The organism is Promicromonospora sp. NPDC050880, from assembly GCF_044456525.1.
In the GTDB taxonomy this organism is placed as follows: Bacteria; Actinomycetota; Actinomycetes; order Actinomycetales; family Cellulomonadaceae; genus Promicromonospora.
This window is the reverse complement of record NZ_JBITFV010000006.1, coordinates 193,104-212,347: the sequence shown is the minus strand read 5'-3', so window position 1 is coordinate 212,347 and position 19,244 is coordinate 193,104. Positions and strand designations below refer to the sequence as shown.

The following is a 19,244-nucleotide window of genomic DNA, read 5'->3' as shown; positions in this document are numbered from 1 at the left end:
CTCACTTGATCCCCGTGCTCGCGATGCCCTGGACGAACGTCCGCTGGAACACGAGGAACACGACGAGCAGCGGCACGACGGCGACCGTGGCCACCGCCATCACCGCACCCCAGGGCGAGGTGAACGCCGGGTTGCTGGTCAGGGTCGACAGCCCGACCGGCACGGTCAGGCTCTCGTTGCCCTGGAGCACCACCAGCGGCCACAGGAAGTCGTTCCACCGGTTCATGAACCCGAGGATGACCAGCACGCCCACCAGCGGCCAGCAGGTCGGCAGCACCACGCGGACGAACGTGCGCAGCTCCCCGGCGCCGTCCAGGCGCGCGGCCTCGACGAGCGCGTCGGGCACGCCGAGCATGAACTGCCGGGCGATGAAGATGCCCACCACGTCGAACAGGGTCGGCAGGATCACGGCCCACGGCGAGTCCACGAGCCCCAGGCGTGCCGTGACGAGGAACGCGGGCACGAGCGTGACCTGGATCGGGATCATGATGGTCACCAGGAACGCCGTGTACAGCGCGCCGCGCCCGCGGAACCGGTACTTGGCCAGGGCGTAGCCGGCGCCGAGCGAGACGCAGACCGACAGCGCCGTGCCGACGGCGGCCACGAAGAAGGAGTTGCCGAGCCAGTGCCACACGGGCTGCTGGGCGAACACCTCGGTGAAGTTCCCGGTCGTCGGCGCGTCGGGCCACAGGTAGAACTCGCTGCTCTGCGACTGGCCGCCCGGCGTGAGCGCGGACACCACCATCCAGTACAGCGGGAACACCACGACGGTTGCGACGGCGGTCAGGCCGGCCGTGAGCAGCCAGCGCCGGGCGCGTCGTCTGCTGGTCAGGGTCACAGGAGCTCCTCCGCTCGCTTCGTGGCGCGGTGCCGCAGCAGGGTGAAGACCAGCAGGATGAGCACGAGCAGCAGGCCGAGCGCCGCCGCGTACCCCATCCGCGCGTCCGCGAACGCCGACCGGAACACGTACTGGATCAGCACGGTCGTGGAGAACCCGGGGCCGCCGCCCGTCATCACGTAGATGACGTCGAACGCCTGCAGCGAGAACACCACGTTGAGGATCAGCAGGATCGACGTGGTCGGCGCCAGCATCGGCACCGTGAGCCGCCGGAACCGCTGCCACCCGCTCGCGCCGTCGATCGCGGCGGCCTCGCGCAGCTCGGCGGGGATGGACTGGAGCGCGCCGAGGTAGATCACCATGCAGAACCCGATGCGGGTCCAGACCACCACGGCGACCAGGGTGAACATCGCCGTCCGCGGCGACGTCAGCCAGGGCAGGCCTGCCAGGCCGAGCGCGGCCAGCGCGTTGTTCGCGACGCCGTAGTCGGGGTTGAAGATCCACGACATGATGACGCCGACCACGACGCCCGCCGCGATCATCGGCACGAAGAACAGCGCGCGCAGCAGGCCGCGCCCGGGCAGCGGGCGGTTGAGGGCGACGGCCAGGGCCAGGCCGATCGCCATCGCCGTGGGTACCGTGCCCACCGTGAACACCAGGGTGTTCAGCAGCGCGGTGCGCAGCAGCGGGTCGCCCAGCATGGTGCGGTAGTTCGCGGCGCCGACCCACTCGCCGTCGCCGAGCGTCGCGGTGTCCTGGAAGGACAGGGCGACGGCGATGACGATCGGCAGCAGCGAGAAGGCCAGGAAGAGCAGGGCTGCCGGGCCGACGAAGACGTACGGCGCCCAGCGGGGCCGTCGCCGGGGCGGGGCCGGGGCCTCATCGCGTGGTGACACTGCGCATCGCCTCCGTCATCTGGGCGCCGCACTCGGCGGGGGTCAGCTCGCCGAGGAAGCACAGGTCGAGGTAGTCGGCGAACACCGAGTTCAGCGAGCTGAAGTACGGACCGGACTCCGCGCGCACCATCGACAGCGGGATGGTGGTCGCCTGGTCGATGAACTGCTGCATGGTGCCGGCGTGGCGGTCGTAGCCGATGTCGGCGGCGTCCAGGGAGGACCGGGCGGGCAGCCAGTTGCCTCGCCGGCAGAACTCGACCACGTTGGCCCGGCTCGTGATGTACGCGACCAGCTCGGCCGCCAGCTCGGGATGCTTGCTGGACCTGGTGACCGCCAGCGCGTTGCCGCCCAGGTCCGACGCCTCGCCGGTGTTGCGGATCATGGGCGCGGTGCCCCACTCGTCGGGCAGGCCCTCGTCCAGCGGCGCGATCGACTCCGGGTTGTCGAGCAGGAGCCCGATCTGGCCGGTCAGGAAGAGGTCGCGGCCCACCGCCCCGCCCCCGGACTTGCTCATGTTCGCCGGCGACACCAGCCCCTCGGCGTACCACCGGCGTCCGAACTCCAGGGCGCCGACGGCCTCGGCGCTGTCCATGGACGGCGTCTCGCCGTCCTCCCCGAGAAAGGTGCCGCCGTTCTGGTAGACGATCGGCAACCACCGGTACGCCGTCTCGGCGCCGCCCCAGCCGTAGCCGAAGCCGTACCCGCCGGTCACGGCGCGCGCCTCGCGCGCGATCTCGAGGAACTCGTCCCAGTGCCACGCGTCGTCGAGGGACGACGGCGGGGTCACGCCGATCTGCTCCAGCACGCCCCGGTGGTAGTAGGTGATGAAGTTGTCCGTGTGCTGGAAGACGCCGTACAGGCCGTCCTCCCGGGCGCCGATCGCCCAGAACGGCTCCGAGTAGTCGTCCCGGTAGTCCGCCGGCACGGCCCCCGTGAGGTCCACGAGGCTGCCGTTGGCGGCGTACCGGCCGATCTGCTGCGGGGTGATGCGGATGATGTCGGGCGCGAGCCCGGCCGCCAGCCGCGTGATGAACCACTGGTGGAACTGGCCGGTCGTCACCTCCACCGCCACGCTCGTGCCCGGGTGCGCCGCCACGAACTCGTCGGCGATCGCCTGGTAGGACTCGAGGTCGAGCGGGATGTTCCACGAGGACAGCCGCAGGTGCCTGGTCGCCGTCGGGGCGCCGGAGCAGGCCGCCAGGGCGCCCGCCACGCTGATCCCCGCGACCGCGATGAACGCGCGCCGGGACAGTCTCCGCCCGCGCGCAGGGTGCGTCGGCATGTCGTCTCCTCTCCGTCGAGGGTGGTGCGGCCCGCGCCGTGCGGGCTCGTGAGCGGTGTCCCGGGCTCCGTCGCCCGGGACACCGTGGCGTGCTCAGCGCGTGAGCGCCGCCGGCAGCAGCGCCGCGTGCGCCGCCAGGAGCTCTTCGGTCATCGCGCGGACCTGCTCCAGCGTGCAGTGCGCCGACGTCAGCGGGTCCAGCGCCACGGCGTGGTGCACGTGCGCGACGTCACCCGTCAGAGCCGCCCGCACCGCCAGCGTCTGCACGTTCACGTTGGTGCGGTTGATCGCCGCGAGCTGCGGCGGCAGGTCGCCCACGCTGGTGGGCTGCACCCCGTTCGCGTCCACCAGGCACGCCACCTCGACGCACGCGTCGTCCGGCAGGTTGGTCACCACGCGGCCCGCGTTCGGCACGTTGCCGTACACGACGGCGGGCACGCCCGTGACCACCGCGTTGACGATCGAGGCCCCGTACTCCACCGACGGGCTCAGGTCCGCCTTGAGGCGGGCGAGCTGCTCGTCCACGTCACCCTGCTCGTCGTGCGCGGCGCAGATCTCGTAGTAGTCCCAGCGCTCCGGCAGGTACTCCTTCGTCGTGGCGTCGTCCTTGCGGAACCACGGCACGTACTCCGAGGCGTGGTGGCTGGACTCCGTCTCGAAGTAGCCGAAGTGGTTCATCAGCGTGGTGCGCACCTGCTCGTTGCCGCCCTCGTAGGTGCTGGCCGCCAGCGCCGCCTCGGAGTGGTCGCCGTCGTCGGCCACCAGGTCGGCCGCGGCCCGGCCGCGCCGGTGCCGCCGCGTCATCACCTCGCGCAGCCGCGGGTACAGGTCCTCGGCGCCGTGCCGGAACTCCAGCACCCACGCCTGGTGGTTGATGCCGGCGCAGCGGTAGGTGACCTCCTCGTACGGCACGCCGAGCGTGCGCGCCAGCATGCGGGTGGTGCCCTGCACGCTGTGGCACAGTCCCACCGTGCGCAGCCCCAGCGCGTTGAGGTACGCCGTGGCCATGGCCATCGGGTTGGCGTAGTTGATGAACTGCGCGCCGGGGCACAGCTCCAGGGCGTCCGCGGCGATGTCCTGGTAGGCGGTCACCGAGCGCAGGAACCGGAACACGCCGCCCGGCCCCACGGTGTCGCCCACCGTCTGGTCGACGCCGTAGCGGCGCGGGATCTCGACGTCGTGCCGGTAGGACTCCACGCCGCCCACCTGGAACGTGATGATCACGAAGTCCGCGTCGCGCAGGGCCTCGCGGCGGTCGGTCGTCTGCTCGACCACGGTCGGCAGGTCGTGGTGCGCCACGAGCTCGCGCGTCGCGGACGCCACCCGGTCCAGGCGTGCGGCGTCGAGGTCCATGAGGCTGAGCGTGGCGCCCTGGAGCGCCGGGAAGCTGAGCAGGTCGCCCACCAGGCGGAACGGGAAGACGAAGCCACCGGCGCCGATGATGGTGATCTTGGGTGAGGAAGCCATGCTGCGACGCTAGGGGCGAGGATGGCGGTGAGTCCTCCGGCTGCGTGCCCCGGCTCTCCGGGATCCTTCGGTCTGCGCCCCGGCGTCGGCACCCCTATGCTCCCGCCCATGGCGCTCGCGGACGACGAGGTGGAGCTGGCCGAACCCGCCCTGTGGGTGCGCCACGGGGCGCCGCCGGTGATGCCGCGCCCGCACCGGCACGACGACCTGGAGCTCAACCTCGTGCACACCGGGCGCCTGGAATACCTCTTCGGCGGGTCGCACCTGCGGGTCGAGGCGGGCGAGGTGGCGCTGTTCTGGGGTGGCACGCCGCACCAGCTCGTCGATCCGGCCGCCACGCCCACCGACGTGTCCTGGGTGCACATCCCGCTGACGGAGGTGCTGAGCTGGGCCCTGCCCACCGAGCAGCTCGCGGTGCTGCTGCACGCGCGGCCCGTGGTGGTGCCCTCCGAGGCGCTGGTGCGCGACGTCGCCGCGCTGTTCGCGACGTGGTGCCGGGACGTGCTGGACGGCGGGCAGGACACCGTGGTCATGCTGGAGGCGCAGGCGTTCGTGCGCCGGGCCCTCACCGGGGCCACGCGGGAGGAGCCGGGGCCCGTGCCACGATCGGGCCCGGCCGGGCGCGCCGCGGCGATGGCCCAGTTCGTGGCCGAGCACTACCGCTCGCCGATCACGGCGGCCGACGTGGCCCGCGCCGTGCACCTGAGCCCCAGCCACGCGATGACGCTCTTCCGGCGGGTCGTGGGCACCACGGTCGGCGCGTACATCGCGCGGTGCCGCGTCGCCGAGGCGCAGCGGCTGCTGCTCACCTCGGACCGCACGGCGGCCGAGATCGCGCACCTGGCGGGGTTCACGGCGCAGAGCAGCTTCTACGAGACGTTCCGGCAGGTGTGCGGCGTGGCGCCGGGGGACTACCGGCGCAGCTTCCGCTGAGCGCGGACCGCCGGGCGCGGACCGCCGGGCGCGTCAGGGGTTAACGATCGTTAACCGGCGGGCTATGCTGCGGCACATGGCCACCGACACGGGCGTTGGAACCGATCTGCGCACCCTGACCGCGCAGCTGCGCGAGCGCATGGCGCGCGTGCGGGAGGGCGGTTCGCCCGCCGCCCGCGAGAAGCACACGTCGCGCGGCAAGCTGCTCGCGCGCGACCGGGTCGACCGGCTGCTGGACGCCGGGTCGGCCTTCCTGGAGATCGGGGCGCTGGCCGCCTACGACATGTACGGCGACGAGTGGGCGGTGCCCAGCGCGGGCATCGTCACCGGCGTCGGCCGGATCGCCGGCCGCGAGTGCGTGGTGGTGGCCAACGACGCCACCGTCAAGGGCGGCACCTACTACCCGATGACGGTCAAGAAGCACCTGCGCGCCCAGCAGGTCGCGGCGGAGAACCACCTGCCCTGCGTCTACCTCGTGGACTCCGGCGGCGCCTACCTGCCGATGCAGGACGAGGTGTTCCCCGACCGGGAGCACTTCGGGCGCATCTTCTACAACCAGGCCAACCTGTCTGCCCGCGGCATCCCGCAGGTCGCCGCCGTCATGGGCTCCTGCACCGCCGGCGGCGCCTACGTGCCCGCCATGAGCGACGAGGCCGTCATCGTGCGCGACCAGGGCACCATCTTCCTCGGCGGCCCGCCGCTGGTGCAGGCCGCCACGGGTGAGGTGGTCACCGCCGAGGAGCTCGGCGGCGGCCTGGTGCACACCACGACGTCGGGCGTCGCGGACCACCTCGCCGACGACGACGCCCACGCGCTGCGCATCGTCCGCGAGATCGTCGCGACCACCACCGCCGGTCCGCCGAGCCTGGACCGCGAGCCACCGGAGGAACCCGAGCTGGACCCCGACGGCCTCTACGACGTGCCCGCCGACCCGCGCACGCCCTACGACGTGCGCGACGTGATCCGGCGGATCGTCGACGGCTCGCGGCTGGTCGAGTTCAAGGCCCGCTACGGCGAGACGCTGGTCTGCGCCTTCGCGCGGATCGACGGCTACCAGGTGGGCATCGTGGCCAACAACGGCATCCTGTTCTCCGAGTCGGCCCTCAAGGGCGCCCACTTCGTGCAGCTCTGCGACCAGCGGCGCATCCCGCTCGTGTTCCTGCAGAACATCGCCGGGTTCATGGTCGGCAAGGAGTACGAGCACCGCGGCATCGCCAAGGACGGCGCCAAGCTCGTCACCGCCGTCGCCTGTACCTCGGTGCCCCGGTTCACGGTGGTGCTCGGCGGCTCCTTCGGTGCCGGCAACTACGGCATGAGCGGGCGCGCCTACGACCCGCGGTTCCTGTGGATGTGGCCCGGCGCCCGCATCTCCGTCATGGGCGGGGAGCAGGCGGCCTCCGTGCTCGCCACGGTGCGCCGGGACCTCGCGCCCGAGGACGTCGAGGCGTTCAAGGAACCGATCCGCGCCCGGTACGAGACGCAGGGCAACCCGTACTACGCCACCGCCCGCCTCTGGGACGACGGCGTGATCGACCCCGCCGACACCCGCCGCGTGCTCGCCCTCGGCCTCGCCGCCGCCGCGAACGCCCCGATCGCCGAGCCCTCCTACGGCATCTTCCGGATGTGATGACGATGCGCACCCTGCTGGTCGCCAACCGCGGCGAGATCGCCCTGCGGATCATCCGCACCGCCCGCCGCCTCGGCCTGCGCACCGTGGCCGTCCACTCCGACGCCGACACCGGCGCCCCGCACACCCGGGCCGCCGACGTCGCCGTCCGCCTCGGTCCGACGCCCGCCGCCGAGTCCTACCTGTCGATCCCCGCCCTGCTCGCCGCCGCCAAGGAGTCCGGGGCCGACGCCGTGCACCCCGGCTACGGGTTCCTGTCCGAGCAGGCCGACTTCGCACGCGCCGTCGTCGGCGCCGGGCTGACGTGGGTGGGGCCGCCGCCCGGGGCGATGGACGCGATGGCGCGCAAGGACACGGCCCGCGCCATCGCAGAGAAGGCGGGGGTGCCGGTGCTCCGCGAGATGCCGATGTTCCTCGGCAAGGACGGGTTCGCCGTCGCGGGAAACCTCGTCTATCCCCTCCTGGTCAAGGCTGCCGCCGGAGGTGGAGGCAAGGGGATGCGGATCGTCCGCGGTCCGGACGAGCTGGCTTCCGCTGTTGCCGCCGCCCGCCGGGAGGCCGCCGCCGCGTTCGGTGACGACACCGTGATCCTGGAGCGGTACGTCGAGCGCGGCCGACACATCGAGGTGCAGATCCTCGCCGACCAGCACGGCAACGTACTGCACCTGCACGAGCGCGACTGCTCCGCCCAGCGGCGGCACCAGAAGGTGCTGGAGGAGGCGCCCGCGCCCGACCTCGACCCGGTGCTGCGCGGCTGGTTGCACACGTGGGCGGTGAACCTGGCCCGCGAGGTCGGGTACACCGGCGCGGGCACGGCCGAGTTCCTGGTCGAGGACGGATTCTCCGCCTCCGCGGTCGACCCGCGGGACTGGCGCCGCTCGGTGGGCGGCCCGAACAGCGTAGGCGCCTGGTTCCTCGAGATGAACACCCGCCTCCAGGTCGAGCACCCCGTCACCGAGGAGGTCGTCACCGTCCGCGGCCAGCGCATCGACCTCGTCGAGCAGCAGCTGCGCGTCGCCGCCGGGCTGGAGCTCGGCTTCACCCAGGACGACGTCGCCGTCACCGGCCACGCGATCGAGGCCCGGATCTACGCCGAGGACGCCTTCGGCGGGTTCCTGCCCCAGGCCGGGACCGCCACCCGCGTGCGCTGGCCCGGGCATGCCCGCGTCGAGGCCGGCATCGAGGACGGCAGCGTGGTGCCCGCCGCCTACGACCCCATGGTCGGCAAGATCATCACGCGCGGCCCCGACCGCGAGACCGCCCGCAACGCCCTCGTCGACGCCCTCGACGCCACGGCGATCGGCGGGCTGGTCACCAACACCGGGTTCGTGCGGGCGCTCGCGGACTCGGCCGCGTTCCGCGACGGCGAGGTGCACACCGCGTGGCTGGACACCCACCCGCTGCCCGCGCCCGACCCGGGACCCGCGTTGGTCGCGGCGGCCTGGGCCGTGGCCGCCGCCGCGGCGCGCGACGGCGGGGACGGCTGGCGGCCCGGTGGTCCGCCCGCCGACACGTGGGTCGAGCTGGACGAGGAGGTGCTCCGGGTGAGCGTCGCCCGCGGCGAGGTGCGGCGCACGGGCGAGCCGCCGGCGTCGTGCCGCGCGGCGGGTGACGGGCTGCTGGAGATCGACGGCGTCACGGCCCGGTTCGAGGTGGACGTGCGGCCGTGGTCCGTCGAGGTCGTGACGCGCGGGCAGACGTTCCGGTTCGTGCGGCCGGGCGCCGCCCGCCCGGCGCGTGCCGAGCTGTCCGACGGCGTGGTGGTCGCGGTGATGCCGGGCTCGCTGGTCCGTGTCGAGGTGCGTGACGGCGAGGTGGTGACCGCCGGGCAGGCGCTGGGCGTGCTGGAGGCGATGAAGATGGAGGTGGCGCTCGTGGCACCCGCGGACGGCGTGGTGCGGGTGCGGGCGGCCGCGGGGGAGCAGGTCGCGGCGCGGCAGGTGCTGTTCGAGGTGACGACCGGTGCTGACGACGGGGCGCCGGGCGAGGCGAGCACGGGAGCGGGCGATGACTGAGCACGCGACGACGGGGTCCGGAGCGCGGCAGCCCCAGGTGGTCCGCGACCCGGCCCTGCCCGAACACGTCACCGTCTACGAGGTGGGCCCGCGCGACGGGCTCCAGAACGAGGACGCGGTGGTCCCGTCCGCGGTCAAGGTGGAGCTCGTCGAGCGGCTGCTGGACGCCGGGCTGCCGGTCGTGGAAGCCACGAGCCTGGTGCACCCGCGCTGGGTGCCGCAGCTCGCCGACGCCGAGCAGGTGCTCGGGGCGCTCCTGGACCGGCTCGGCGACCGGGCCCGCGACCTGCCGGTGCTCGTGCCCAACGAGCGGGGCCTCGACCGGGCCCTGGACCTGGGGCTGCGGCACGTCGCCGTGTTCGCCAGCGCCACGGAGACGTTCGCCCGCCGCAACCTGAACCGGTCCCTGGACGGCCAGTACGCGATGTTCGAGCCGGTCGTGGCCGGGGCGCGGGCGGCGGGGATGCGGGTGCGCGCGTACGTGTCCATGTGCTTCGGCGACCCGTGGGAGGGGGACGTGCCGGTCGCCCAGGTGGTGGCGGCCGGCCGGCGCCTGATGGACCTGGGGGCCGAGCAGCTCTCGCTGGGGGACACGATCGGCGTCGGCACGCCGGGGCACGTGGTCGCGCTCCTGGACGCGCTCAACGCGGCGGGCCTGCCCGACGACGTGCTCGCCCTGCACGCCCACGACACCTACGGGCAGGCCCTGGCCAACGTCGCGGCCGCGCTGCGCCACGGGGTCACGACGTTCGACACGTCGGCGGGCGGCCTCGGCGGCTGCCCGTACGCCGAGTCCGCCACGGGGAACCTCGCCACGGAGGACCTGGTGTGGATGCTGGACGGCCTGGGGATCACCACGGGGGTGTCGTTGCCGCGGCTCGTGGAGGCGAGCGGCTGGCTGGAGCCGCACCTGGACCACGAGCTGACCGGCCGGGTGTACCGGGCGCTGCGGGGCGCCTGACGGATCGCTCAGGCCGTCAGCGCCCGGACCGGGAGGCCGCGCAGCAGCGCCAGTGCGGCCTCGACGGGGCGGGTGGTGCGCGGCCGGCTCACGGACCGCATCGAGAACGGGACCGACACGTCCAGCGGCCGGATCACCGCGCCCGGCACGGGGCGCAGCACCAGGCGGGGCAGTGCCGCGACGCCGAGCCCTGCGGCGACGAACTGCGACACGAGGCTCATGTCGGGGCTCTCCACCACGATCGAGCGGCGCAGGCCGCGGGTCGCGAGCTCGCGCTCGATGATCACGCGGTTGCCGAACCCGGGCGGGCCGTCGACGAACGGCTCGGCCACCAGCTCGTCGAGCGTGACCACCGTGCGCCCGGCGAGCTCGTGGCCCTCGGGCACGACGGCGACGAACTCGTCGGCCAGCAGCTCGTGCGCGCGCAGGCCGGTCAGGTCGCCGGCAGGCAGCCCGGTGATCGCGAGGTCGAGCCGGCCGGCCCGGACGTCGTCGACCAGGCCCGTGGAGCCGGTGGGGGAGGCGACGACGCTGAGCGCGACGCCGGGGTAGAGGCGGTGGAACCGCCCGGCGAGCGCCGGGATGTCGAGCATGTCGGAGTTGGCGAAGACCCCGAGCCGCAGCCGGCCGGTCAGTCCGCTCTCGGCGGCGGCCACGACGTCGAAGACGCGGTCGACCGACTCGACGGCGGCGCGCGCCTCGGGCAGCAGGGCGCGTCCGGCGTCGGACAGCTCGACGCGGCGGGTGGATCGGACGAAGAGCGTGGCCCGGACCTCGCGCTCCAGCGTGCGCACGCCCGCGGAGACCGCCGACTGGACGGTCTGCAGACGGTGGGCGGCGCGCGTGAAGCTGCCCTCCTCCGCGACGGCGATGAAGTACTCCAGGTGCCGGGTGTCCATCCGGCCAGTTTATCTGTATCTGCGATAGATCTGATCAGAATGATTCGCTTGTCCTGATGAATGTCCGGGCGCAGACTGCTGGGGTGACCATCTCCACCGCACCCGCCCGCACTCCCTCCGTCGCCGGCCCGCGTCGCCACGGCGCGGGGTTCTGGGTCATCGGCCTGACCTTCCTGCTCCTCATGGCGTTCTCCACCGTGCCGACGCCGCTCTACCCGCTCTACGTGGTCCGGGACGGCTACGGTCCGTTCACGGTCACGGTGATCTTCGCCGCGTACGCCGTGGGTGTGGTGGCGAGCCTGTTCCTCGTGGGCCACCTGAGCGACCGGGTGGGCCGCCGTCCGCTGGTGCTGCTCGCGGCGGTGCTGGAGATCCTGGCGGCCGTGATCTTCCTCGTGCGGGACGACCTGCCCGGGATGCTCGTGGCCCGGGTCGTGTCCGGCGTCGGCATCGGCGCGCTGACCGCCACGGCGACCGCCTACCTGGCCGAGCTGGACGGTGCCCGGTCCCGGCCCGCGCCGGCGCGGGCCGCCGTCGTCGCGACCGTGGCGAACCTGGGCGGGCTCGGGCTGGGCCCGGTGCTGTCCGGGCTGCTGGCGGAACGGTCCGCGCACCCGCTGACCACGCCGTACGCGGTGTTCGCCGGGGTGCTCGTCGTGCTCCTGGTCGCCACCCTCCTGGTGCCGGAGACCGTGCTGCACCGGCCGGGCCTGCGCCCCTACCGGCCGCAGCGGGTCGCGGTCGGCGGCGAGCTGCGCGGCCGGTTCGCGGCGGGCGGTGTCGGTGCCTTCACGGCGTTCGCCGTCTTCGGGCTGTTCAGCTCGGTGGCCGCGTCCTTCGTGCGCGACGAGCTGGGGCAGTCGTCGCTGGTCGTGGCGGGTGTCGTCGCGGCGACGCCGTTCCTGGCGGGCGCGTTCGGTCAGTCGGTCGCGGCGCGGGTCGCCCCGCGCGCCCAGCTCACCGCCGCGGGGGTGCTCATGGTCGCGGGCCCGGCGGCGCTGTTCGGCGGCGTCGTGCTGGCGTCCACGTGGCTCTTCGTGGCGGGTGGCCTCCTGGCCGGCGGTGGTGCCGGGCTGCTGTTCCGCACCGCGCTGGGGCGCACGGCGGCCCTGGTGCCGCCCCAGGAGCGGGCCGAGGCGCTGGCGCTCGTCTTCCTGGTGGCCTACGCGGGCCTGGTGGTGCCCGTGCTGGCCGTCGGCGTGGGTCTGGCGTACCTGCCGGCGGCGGCCGTGCTCGGCGCGTTCGTGGTGCTCGTGGCCGTGGCCGGCGGGTGGGCCGCGTGGGCGATGCGGCGGGGCTGACCAGGCCGGATGTGATGTGCGCGACGCTACCGCTCACGGACCGGCGATCGAGCGTAGGGTCACTGCTGTGACTCTGAAGATCGGGTACAAGGCGTCCGCCGAGCAGTTCGGGCCCCGCGAGCTGGTCGAGCTCGCCGTCCGCGCCGAGGAGGTGGGACTGGACAGCGCGATGGTCTCCGACCACTTCCTTCCGTGGCGGCACGAGGGGGGTCATGCGCCGTCGGCCCTCGTCTGGCTCGCCGCGGCGGGGGAGCGCACCAAGCGCATCCAGCTCGGCACGAGCGTGCTCACCCCCACGTTCCGGTACAACCCCGCGGTGATCGCGCAGCAGTTCGCGACGCTCGCCCTGCTCACCGAGAACCGCGTCATCCTCGGTGTCGGCACGGGCGAGGCGCTCAACGAGACGGCCGTCTCCGGCATGGAGTGGCCCGAGTTCAAGGAGCGGTTCGCGCGCCTGCGCGAGGCCGTGCAGCTCATGCGGGCCCTCTGGACCGAGGAGTCCGTGGACTTCAAGGGCGACTACTACGAGCTGGTCGGCGCCAACATCTACGACCGGCCCGAGAACCCGGTGCCCGTGTACATCGCGGCCGGCGGGCCGCTGGTGGCCAAGTACGCGGGCCGCGCCGGCGACGGCTTCATCTGCACGTCCGGCAAGGGCATGGACCTGTACACGGAGAAGCTGCTGCCCGCGGTCGCTGAGGGCGCCGCCAAGGCGGAGCGCGACGCCGCCGGCATCGACAAGATGATCGAGATCAAGATCTCCTACGACCGTGACGCCACCGCCGCGCTGGAGAACACGCGGTTCTGGGCCCCGCTCTCGCTCACGCCGGAGCAGAAGCACAGCGTCACCTCGGCCACCGAGATGGAACAGCTCGCGGACGAGCTGCCGATCGAGCAGGTCGCCAAGCGCTGGATCGTGGCGTCCGACCCGGAGGAAGCCGTCGCGATGATCAAGCCCTACGTCGACGCCGGGCTGAACCACCTCGTGGTCCACGGGCCGGGGCACGACCAGGAGCGGTTCCTGACCCAGTTCGGCGAGGACGTGCTGCCGCGCCTGCGGGAGCTGTGATCCTCAGGGGCTGACCAGCCCCGTCTCGTACGCGAGGATCACCAGCGCCGCCCGGTCCCGCGCGCCGAGCTTGGCCAGCAGCCGGCTCACATAGGTGCGCGCGGTGGCCGGGCTGAGGTAGAGCGCGGCGGCGATCTCGTCGTTGGTGAGCCCGCGGCCGAGCTGCTGCAGCACCTCGCGCTCGCGCTCGGTGAGCCCCGCGAGCCGGTCGTCGGCACCGGTCCGGGGCGCGGGACCGGCCGCGACGGCGCGCAGCACGGTGGCGGTCACGGCGGGGTCGAGCAGCGCGTCGCCGGCCGCCACCACGCGGACGGCGCGGCGCAGCTCGGCCGGGGCCACGTCCTTGAGCAGGTACCCGGCCGCGCCCGACCGGACGGCGTCGAACACGTGCTCGTCCTCGTCGAACGTGGTCAGCACCAGCACGCGGGTGCCCGCCAGCGCCGGGTCGGCCACGATCTCGCGCGTCGCGGACAGGCCGTCCAGGACCGGCATCCGGATGTCCATGAGCACGACGTCGGGTCGCAGCTCGCGTACCCGTGACACGCCGGACCGGCCGTCGGCCGCCTCGCCGACGACGGCGATGTCGCCGTCGCTCTCCGCCAGGGCGCGCAGGCCCGCGCGCACGAGCTCCTGGTCGTCCACCAGCACGATGCGGATCACGACGCTCACCCTGCCAGACGCAGGGGCAGGACGACGGCGACGACGAACCCGCCGCCCGGGGCGTCGCCCGTGGTCAGGGTGCCGCCGAGCAGCGAGGCACGCTCGCGCATCCCGGAGATCCCCGAGCCGGGCACCAGGCCCGGACCGGACCCACGCCCGTCGTCGGACACGTTGATGGTGAGGCGGTCGCCGTCGATCCCTGCGGACACCGTGACGCGGGTGGCGGCGGCGTGCCGCAGCACGTTGGTCAGGGACTCCTGCACGATCCGGTGGGCGGCGGCGTCGATCGCGCCGTCCAGGACGCCGTCGGGTACGTCGATGTCAGTGTCCACGTGCAGTCCGGTGGCGCGGGCGGACGCCGCGAGGGCGCCGACGCCGGCCAGACCGGTGGGTGCGGGCGCGCCGTCCGCCGTGTCCAGAGGGCGGCGCAGCACCCGGACCGTGGAGCGCAGCTCGTGCAGCGTGCCCGACGTCGCCTGCCGCACGTGCTCCAGGGCGCCCCGGGCCGCGTCGTCGTCCCGGCCCACCGCCTCGGCCGCGACGCCCGAGTGCAGGGCGATCACGGACAGGTTGTGCCCCACGACGTCGTGCAGGTCCCGGGCGATGCGGAGCCGCTCGGCCTGCAGCCGCTGCTCGGCGGCGTGCGCCTGGTGCACCCGGGCCTCCCGGGACAACCGCACGGCGACGCCCAGCGCGATCGCCGCCGCGACCAGCGCGAGGTTCGTGACCAGGTCGTACGGCGTCAGGTACTCCTCGGCCGTGCCCGTCACCCGGTAGTAGGTGGCGACCGCGACCAGGACGGCGCCCCCGCCGACCGCCCAGCCGGTCCGGCCCATCTCCGCGGCCGAGTAGAGGGCCGCGATCGCGGGCAGCGCCATGCCGATCGGCGCGAACTGGAACGTGTAGTAGACGAACACCGCGAGCACGGTGACCACGAGCACGGTGCGCGGCAGCCGCCGTCGCAGCAGCACCAGCGCCCCGAACCCCGCGGCGAACAGGTAGGCGCCGGGCCCGGCGTGGTGGGTCGCGTCGGGGTCGGCGGCGATGACCACGGCGACCACCAGGGCCATCGCGATCGCCAGGACGACATCGGTGACACGTGGGTCCACGACGTACGGGACCTCGCTCTTCTCGGGCACACCGACACCCTACGGACGGCCCGACCCCGAGGCATCAGACCAGGGTCCAGGGTTGGTGTCGCTCCCAGGCGACACCAGGAGACGATCCCGGGCCGATGTGGCCGAGCGGGTCCGGCGGGCACCGTCGGGGCATGACCTCACCACAGCCTCCAGCCCGGCCGACGCCGGGGCCTGCGGGCGGCCCCGTCCCCGTCCCCGTCCCGTGGAGCCTCGTCGCGGGCCTGTCCGCGCTGGCGCTGCTCTGGCCGCTGACCGGCCTGACCGGCGCGCTCGGTACCGGCGCACCCCGCGCGCTGGCGATCATCGGCATCACCGCCGCCGTCTGGATCGGCGTCGTCGGACTGGGCCGCGTGCCCCGCCCCGTGCTCACCCTGACCCTGACCGGCCTGGCCTACGGCCTGGTCGCCCACGCGATCGGGCTCCTCGTCCCGGTGCTGTCGGGGTTCGGCGGCCCCGGCGACGGGCCGGCGTGGACCCTGATCCCGGCCCTGGCGTTCGACGCGATGTGGGGCGCCCTGGCGGGCGTCGTGGCAGCGGGCGTGCAGCGGCTGCGCGGGGCCGGCCGATGAGGCGCGTCGCCCCGGGCCACGTCATCGGCTCCGTCTCCGCGGGCGCGCTGGCCCTGCTGCTCGGGCTCGCGGGCTGCGCGCTGGTGCCCGGCTCTGTCACCCCCGTCGACGAGGTGGAGTTCACGAACGAGCTCGCGATCCCGCCCCTGGCACCGTCGCACGTCGTGGACGGCACGCGCGTCTTCTCGCTGACCGCGCAGGAGGGCACCACCGAGTTCCTGCCCGGGGTCGAGACGCGCACCTGGGGCTTCGACGGCCCCTACCTCGGGCCGACCCTGCGCGCCGAGCGCGGCGAGCGCGTCGCCGTGGAGGTCACCAACGACCTCGACGAGCCCACCAGCGTGCACTGGCACGGCATGCACCTGCCCGCGGCCATGGACGGTGGCCCGCACCAGGAGGTCGAACCGGGCGAGAGCTGGCGGCCCACCTGGCAGATCGACCAGCCCGCCGCCACGCTCTGGTACCACCCGCACCCCCACGGTGCCACGGAGAAGCACGTCTACCGCGGCCTGGCGGGCATGTTCCTGCTCGACGACGACGCCTCCCGCGCCGCCGACCTGCCGCAGGAGTACGGCGTCGACGACGTGCCCGTCGTCGTGCAGGACAAGGTGCTCGACGACGCCGGCCAGCTCGAGCTTTCGGACGACGGCAGCGAACCGGGCACGCTCGGCGGCACGGTGCTGGCCAACGGGACGGTGGGGGCGTACCACGAGGTCACGACCGAGGCCGTGCGCCTGCGCCTGCTCAACGGGTCGACCGCCCGCACCTACCAGCTCGGCTTCCCCGACCGGGAGATGGACCTGGTCGCCACCGACGGCGGGCTGCTCGACGCCCCCGTCCGGCTCGAGCAGATGCGGCTCGCGCCCGGCGAGCGCGCCGAGGTCGTCGTCCGGATGAAGCCCGGCGAGACCACCCGCCTGCACTCGTTCGAGGCCGACCTCGGTGGCGTCGTCGTCCCGTTCGCGATGGGCGGCAACGACGAGTTCGACGTCCTGGAGCTGCGGGCCGCCGACCGGCTGGCGCCGTCGCCCGAACCTGCCTGGGACCCCTCGCTCCACGCCGCCGCCGACGCATTGCGGGAGTCCGACGTCTCCGTCACACGCGAGTTCGATCTCGACGACCGGCGGATCAACGGGCGGACCATGGACATGAGCCGCATCGACGAGGTGGCCACCGTGGGCGCCACCGAGGTCTGGGAGGTGCGCAGCACCGTGCCCATGCCGCACAGCTTCCACGTGCACGACGTGCAGTTCCGCGTGCAGAGCATCGACGGCCAGGCCCCGCCGCCCGAGCTCGCGGGCCGCAAGGACACGATCTACCTGGAGCCCAGCCGCGACTACCGGCTCCTGATGCGGTTCGACGACTACAGCGACCCGGACGTGCCGTACATGTACCACTGCCACATGCTCATGCACGAGGACGGCGGCATGATGGGGCAGCTCGTCGTGGTGCGGCCGGGGGAGGAGGCCGGGTCGCCGGGGCACGCGGGTGCGGGGCACGACACGGCGGGTCATGACGGGGGCGGCGCTGCCGGCAGTGCCGACCAGGCGGTCGCGCCTGCGTCCGGGACAGGGCCCCGGTACGTCCCGGACGCGGACGCCCACCAGGGGCACCACTGAACCTGTGCGACGCTCGTCCTGTGACTCTCTCCCTCCCCTCCCGCACCACCCACGTCCTGCTCGACCTCGACGGCACCCTCACCGACTCCGCGCCCGGCATCGTGTCGTCCCTGCGCGCCGGCCTGGCCGACGCGGGCTTCGCGGTCCCCTCGGACGAGGTGCTGCGCACCTTCGTCGGCCCGCCGCTGGGCGCGAGCATGGCCAGCATCGGCCTGTCCGACGCCGACGCCGCGACCGCCATCGCCGCCTACCGGCGGGACTTCGAGGCGCGCGGCATGTTCGACAACTCCGTGTTCCCGGGCATCCCCGAGGCGCTCGCGGAGCTGCGCGAGGCCGGTGTGACGCTCCTGGTCGCGACGGCCAAGCCGGAGCACTACGCGCGGCAGATCGTGGAGCACTTCGGCCTGGACGCCTACCTGGCCGGTGGGCTCGACGGCGTGCACGGCGCGGACCCCGAGGCCGTCGGCGAGGTCCAGGGCAAGGAGGTCGTGGTGGAGCACGCGCTCGCCCACGCCGTCGCGCTCGGCGCCGACCCGGGGGAGGTCGTCATGGTGGGCGACCGCGAGCACGACGTGCACGCCGCCGCCCACCACGGCGTCCCGACCGTCGGCGTGGCCTGGGGCTACGGCACGCCCGGTGAGCTGGACGCCGCCGGGGCGGTCGCAGTGGCTACGCGCCCCGCGGAGCTCGGCAAGCTGCTCGTGAGCTGAGGGTCGCTCGTCAGGGTGTCGGGCCCGCGCTCCGCAGCGCGATGTCGAACACCTCCCGCGGCCGGTCGTCCAGCACCACGAACCGCACCTGCTGAGGGCTGCCGTCGGGGTGTCCCGCCAGCCAGGTTCGGCACGTTCCCACGGCGATCCGCGCGACGTCAGCCATGGGCCAGCCGTAGGCGCCCGCACTGATGGCGGGGAACGCGATCGACCGCACGTCGAGCCGGGCGGCGATGTCGAGCGACCGGGCGAAGCACGACGCGAGCAGCGTGGGGTCGTCCTGACCGCGGTGCAGATTCGGTCCGACCGTGTGGATCACCCAGGAGGAGGGCAGGTCGAACGCCGGCGTCGCCACGGCGTCACCGACCGCCAGGCCGTCGCGGTGGGTCGTGCTGCGCAGGCGGCGGCAGGCCTCCAGCAGGCGTGGCCCGGCGGCGGCGTGCAGGGCGCCGTCGACCCCGCCACCGTCGACCCCGCCACCGCCGAGCAGCGTCAAGTTCGCGGCGTTGACCACGGCGTCGGCCTCGATGCGGGTCAGGTCACCGATCTCTACCGTGAGGGCGCTCATGTGGCGCTTCCCTGGTCGGCACGGGGCTCGCCAGGGTGCGGCGCGTCCGTGGGTGGTGCGTCCGAACGTGGTGCATCCTGACCTGGGCCGTTCGCACCTGGCCCGTCCTGGCCTGGGCCGTGCGCCCGGTCAGTCGGGGCGTCCTGGCTGCCTGCCTGCGGTCCCGTGCCGGTCCCGGGGCGCTCCATCCACGTGAAGTCGTCGCCGATCGGCCGCCACCCGTACCGCTCGTAGAGGCCGTGGGCATCGGCTGTCGCCAGCAGGATCCGGCGCAGGCCGAGCGGTTCGACGTCCGCCACCACGCCCGCCACCAAGAGCTTCCCGATGCCCTCGCCGCGCAGGTCCGGGTCGACGATCACGTCGGCCAGCCAGGCGAACGTCGCGCCGTCGGTCACGATGCGCGCGAAGCCCACCTGCTCGCCCGTCGAGCGTCGGTAGACGCCGTAGGGGCGGGATCCGGCGATGGCGGCGTCCATCACGTGGCGCGGGCGATCCTTGGCCCAGTAGGTGTGCCGGGAGATGAGGTCGTGCACGCGGGCGGCGTCGATGCGGGCGGGGTCGGTGGAGAACTCGTAGGGCTGGTCGTCGTTCATGGGAGGGAGTCAACCACCGCTCACCGACATGTACCGAGCGATATCCACAGGGACGGTTGTCAGGCCTGCGAGTGTGGGCGGCAGGGGCTAGGGTCGAA

The 19,244-nt window shown here is 73.7% G+C and carries 18 protein-coding genes; 9 read left to right on the top strand and 9 right to left on the bottom strand.

Translation table 11 applies throughout. The annotated features are described in order from the left end of the window. Position 1 precedes the first annotated feature (1 nt). The 4 genes from ACIBBF_RS13195 to melA form a co-directional block, all read right to left on the bottom strand. Positions 2 to 838 (bottom strand): carbohydrate ABC transporter permease, encoded by an 837-nt coding sequence (locus ACIBBF_RS13195; protein ID WP_397413781.1) that lies wholly within the window; start codon positions 836 to 838, stop codon positions 2 to 4. Then, positions 835 to 1,734 (bottom strand): carbohydrate ABC transporter permease, encoded by a 900-nt coding sequence (locus ACIBBF_RS13190; RefSeq protein WP_397413779.1) that lies wholly within the window; start codon positions 1,732 to 1,734, stop codon positions 835 to 837. Before ACIBBF_RS13190 ends, ACIBBF_RS13195 begins: the two co-directional genes overlap by 4 nt. Next, a complete protein-coding gene (locus ACIBBF_RS13185) occupies positions 1,718 to 3,016 on the bottom strand; it encodes an ABC transporter substrate-binding protein (RefSeq protein WP_397413777.1) in 1,299 nt (432 codons plus the stop codon). The genes ACIBBF_RS13190 and ACIBBF_RS13185 overlap by 17 nt, the downstream gene beginning before the upstream one ends. A gap of 93 nt (positions 3,017 to 3,109) precedes the next feature. Further along, the gene (gene melA / locus ACIBBF_RS13180; RefSeq protein WP_397413775.1) at positions 3,110 to 4,483 is read right to left on the bottom strand and encodes an alpha-galactosidase; all 1,374 of its coding nucleotides are present in this window, start codon (positions 4,481 to 4,483) and stop codon (positions 3,110 to 3,112) included. Positions 4,484 to 4,591: 108 nt separating this feature from the next. Here melA and ACIBBF_RS13175 point away from each other — a divergent pair, with 108 nt between their 5' ends. The 4 genes from ACIBBF_RS13175 to ACIBBF_RS13160 all read left to right on the top strand — a co-directional run bounded on the left by ACIBBF_RS13175 (position 4,592) and on the right by ACIBBF_RS13160 (position 10,019). Beyond that, positions 4,592 to 5,416, top strand: coding sequence for a helix-turn-helix domain-containing protein (locus ACIBBF_RS13175; RefSeq protein ID WP_397413773.1), 825 nt, complete (start codon positions 4,592 to 4,594; stop codon positions 5,414 to 5,416). A gap of 76 nt (positions 5,417 to 5,492) precedes the next feature. Then, complete coding sequence (locus tag ACIBBF_RS13170) at positions 5,493 to 7,043, top strand: carboxyl transferase domain-containing protein (RefSeq protein ID WP_397413771.1); 1,551 nt, start codon at positions 5,493 to 5,495, stop codon at positions 7,041 to 7,043. Continuing rightward, positions 7,043 to 9,058 (top strand): biotin carboxylase N-terminal domain-containing protein, encoded by a 2,016-nt coding sequence (locus ACIBBF_RS13165; RefSeq protein ID WP_397413768.1) that lies wholly within the window; start codon positions 7,043 to 7,045, stop codon positions 9,056 to 9,058. The genes ACIBBF_RS13170 and ACIBBF_RS13165 overlap by 1 nt, the downstream gene beginning before the upstream one ends. Further along, positions 9,051 to 10,019, top strand: coding sequence for a hydroxymethylglutaryl-CoA lyase (locus ACIBBF_RS13160; protein ID WP_397413766.1), 969 nt, complete (start codon positions 9,051 to 9,053; stop codon positions 10,017 to 10,019). The genes ACIBBF_RS13165 and ACIBBF_RS13160 overlap by 8 nt, the downstream gene beginning before the upstream one ends. An 8-nt stretch (positions 10,020 to 10,027) precedes the next feature. On the opposite strand, the gene ACIBBF_RS13155 is transcribed toward ACIBBF_RS13160, so the two are convergent. Continuing rightward, positions 10,028 to 10,918, bottom strand: coding sequence for a LysR family transcriptional regulator (locus tag ACIBBF_RS13155; RefSeq protein WP_397413763.1), 891 nt, complete (start codon positions 10,916 to 10,918; stop codon positions 10,028 to 10,030). Between the two features lie 83 nt (positions 10,919 to 11,001). Between ACIBBF_RS13155 and ACIBBF_RS13150 the strand changes: the two genes are divergently transcribed. Then, the gene (locus ACIBBF_RS13150; RefSeq protein WP_397413761.1) at positions 11,002 to 12,219 is read left to right on the top strand and encodes an MFS transporter; all 1,218 of its coding nucleotides are present in this window, start codon (positions 11,002 to 11,004) and stop codon (positions 12,217 to 12,219) included. Positions 12,220 to 12,286: 67 nt separating this feature from the next. Beyond that, the gene (gene fgd, locus ACIBBF_RS13145; protein WP_397413759.1) at positions 12,287 to 13,288 is read left to right on the top strand and encodes a glucose-6-phosphate dehydrogenase (coenzyme-F420); all 1,002 of its coding nucleotides are present in this window, start codon (positions 12,287 to 12,289) and stop codon (positions 13,286 to 13,288) included. 3 nt (positions 13,289 to 13,291) lie between these two features. On the opposite strand, the gene ACIBBF_RS13140 is transcribed toward fgd, so the two are convergent. Then, a complete protein-coding gene (locus tag ACIBBF_RS13140) occupies positions 13,292 to 13,948 on the bottom strand; it encodes a response regulator (RefSeq protein ID WP_397413756.1) in 657 nt (218 codons plus the stop codon). A 5-nt stretch (positions 13,949 to 13,953) separates the two neighbouring features. Then, a complete protein-coding gene (locus tag ACIBBF_RS13135) occupies positions 13,954 to 15,087 on the bottom strand; it encodes a sensor histidine kinase (RefSeq protein ID WP_397413754.1) in 1,134 nt (377 codons plus the stop codon). A 131-nt stretch (positions 15,088 to 15,218) separates the two neighbouring features. Here ACIBBF_RS13135 and ACIBBF_RS13130 point away from each other — a divergent pair, with 131 nt between their 5' ends. Genes ACIBBF_RS13130 through ACIBBF_RS13120 form a run of 3 tightly spaced genes read left to right on the top strand, consistent with a single transcriptional unit; the run spans position 15,219 to position 17,985 of the window. Beyond that, a complete protein-coding gene (locus tag ACIBBF_RS13130) occupies positions 15,219 to 15,656 on the top strand; it encodes a hypothetical protein (RefSeq protein WP_397413751.1) in 438 nt (145 codons plus the stop codon). Then, positions 15,653 to 17,275 (top strand): multicopper oxidase family protein, encoded by a 1,623-nt coding sequence (locus ACIBBF_RS13125; RefSeq protein WP_397413749.1) that lies wholly within the window; start codon positions 15,653 to 15,655, stop codon positions 17,273 to 17,275. The genes ACIBBF_RS13130 and ACIBBF_RS13125 overlap by 4 nt, the downstream gene beginning before the upstream one ends. A 20-nt stretch (positions 17,276 to 17,295) precedes the next feature. Then, the gene (locus ACIBBF_RS13120) at positions 17,296 to 17,985 is read left to right on the top strand and encodes an HAD hydrolase-like protein (RefSeq protein ID WP_397413746.1); all 690 of its coding nucleotides are present in this window, start codon (positions 17,296 to 17,298) and stop codon (positions 17,983 to 17,985) included. A gap of 10 nt (positions 17,986 to 17,995) precedes the next feature. Here the strand turns inward: ACIBBF_RS13120 and ACIBBF_RS13115 are convergent, their stop codons facing one another. Next, positions 17,996 to 18,553 (bottom strand): O-acetyl-ADP-ribose deacetylase, encoded by a 558-nt coding sequence (locus tag ACIBBF_RS13115; protein WP_397413744.1) that lies wholly within the window; start codon positions 18,551 to 18,553, stop codon positions 17,996 to 17,998. Further along, positions 18,550 to 19,146, bottom strand: a complete 597-nt coding sequence (locus ACIBBF_RS13110) for a GNAT family N-acetyltransferase (protein WP_397413741.1) — start codon at positions 19,144 to 19,146, stop codon at positions 18,550 to 18,552. Before ACIBBF_RS13110 ends, ACIBBF_RS13115 begins: the two co-directional genes overlap by 4 nt. Positions 19,147 to 19,244: the final 98 nt, after the last annotated feature.

Coding starts and splice junctions, on each gene's coding strand:
- ACIBBF_RS13185 (WP_397413777.1), bottom strand. CDS start 3,016: ATGCCGACGCACCCTGCGCGCGGGCGGAGACTGTCCCGGCGCGCGTTC.
- melA (WP_397413775.1), bottom strand. CDS start 4,483: ATGGCTTCCTCACCCAAGATCACCATCATCGGCGCCGGTGGCTTCGTC.
- ACIBBF_RS13175 (WP_397413773.1), top strand. CDS start 4,592: ATGGCGCTCGCGGACGACGAGGTGGAGCTGGCCGAACCCGCCCTGTGG.
- ACIBBF_RS13170 (WP_397413771.1), top strand. CDS start 5,493: ATGGCCACCGACACGGGCGTTGGAACCGATCTGCGCACCCTGACCGCG.
- ACIBBF_RS13165 (WP_397413768.1), top strand. CDS start 7,043: ATGACGATGCGCACCCTGCTGGTCGCCAACCGCGGCGAGATCGCCCTG.
- ACIBBF_RS13160 (WP_397413766.1), top strand. CDS start 9,051: ATGACTGAGCACGCGACGACGGGGTCCGGAGCGCGGCAGCCCCAGGTG.
- ACIBBF_RS13155 (WP_397413763.1), bottom strand. CDS start 10,918: ATGGACACCCGGCACCTGGAGTACTTCATCGCCGTCGCGGAGGAGGGC.
- ACIBBF_RS13130 (WP_397413751.1), top strand. CDS start 15,219: ATGACCTCACCACAGCCTCCAGCCCGGCCGACGCCGGGGCCTGCGGGC.
- ACIBBF_RS13125 (WP_397413749.1), top strand. CDS start 15,653: ATGAGGCGCGTCGCCCCGGGCCACGTCATCGGCTCCGTCTCCGCGGGC.
- ACIBBF_RS13115 (WP_397413744.1), bottom strand. CDS start 18,553: ATGAGCGCCCTCACGGTAGAGATCGGTGACCTGACCCGCATCGAGGCC.
- ACIBBF_RS13110 (WP_397413741.1), bottom strand. CDS start 19,146: ATGAACGACGACCAGCCCTACGAGTTCTCCACCGACCCCGCCCGCATC.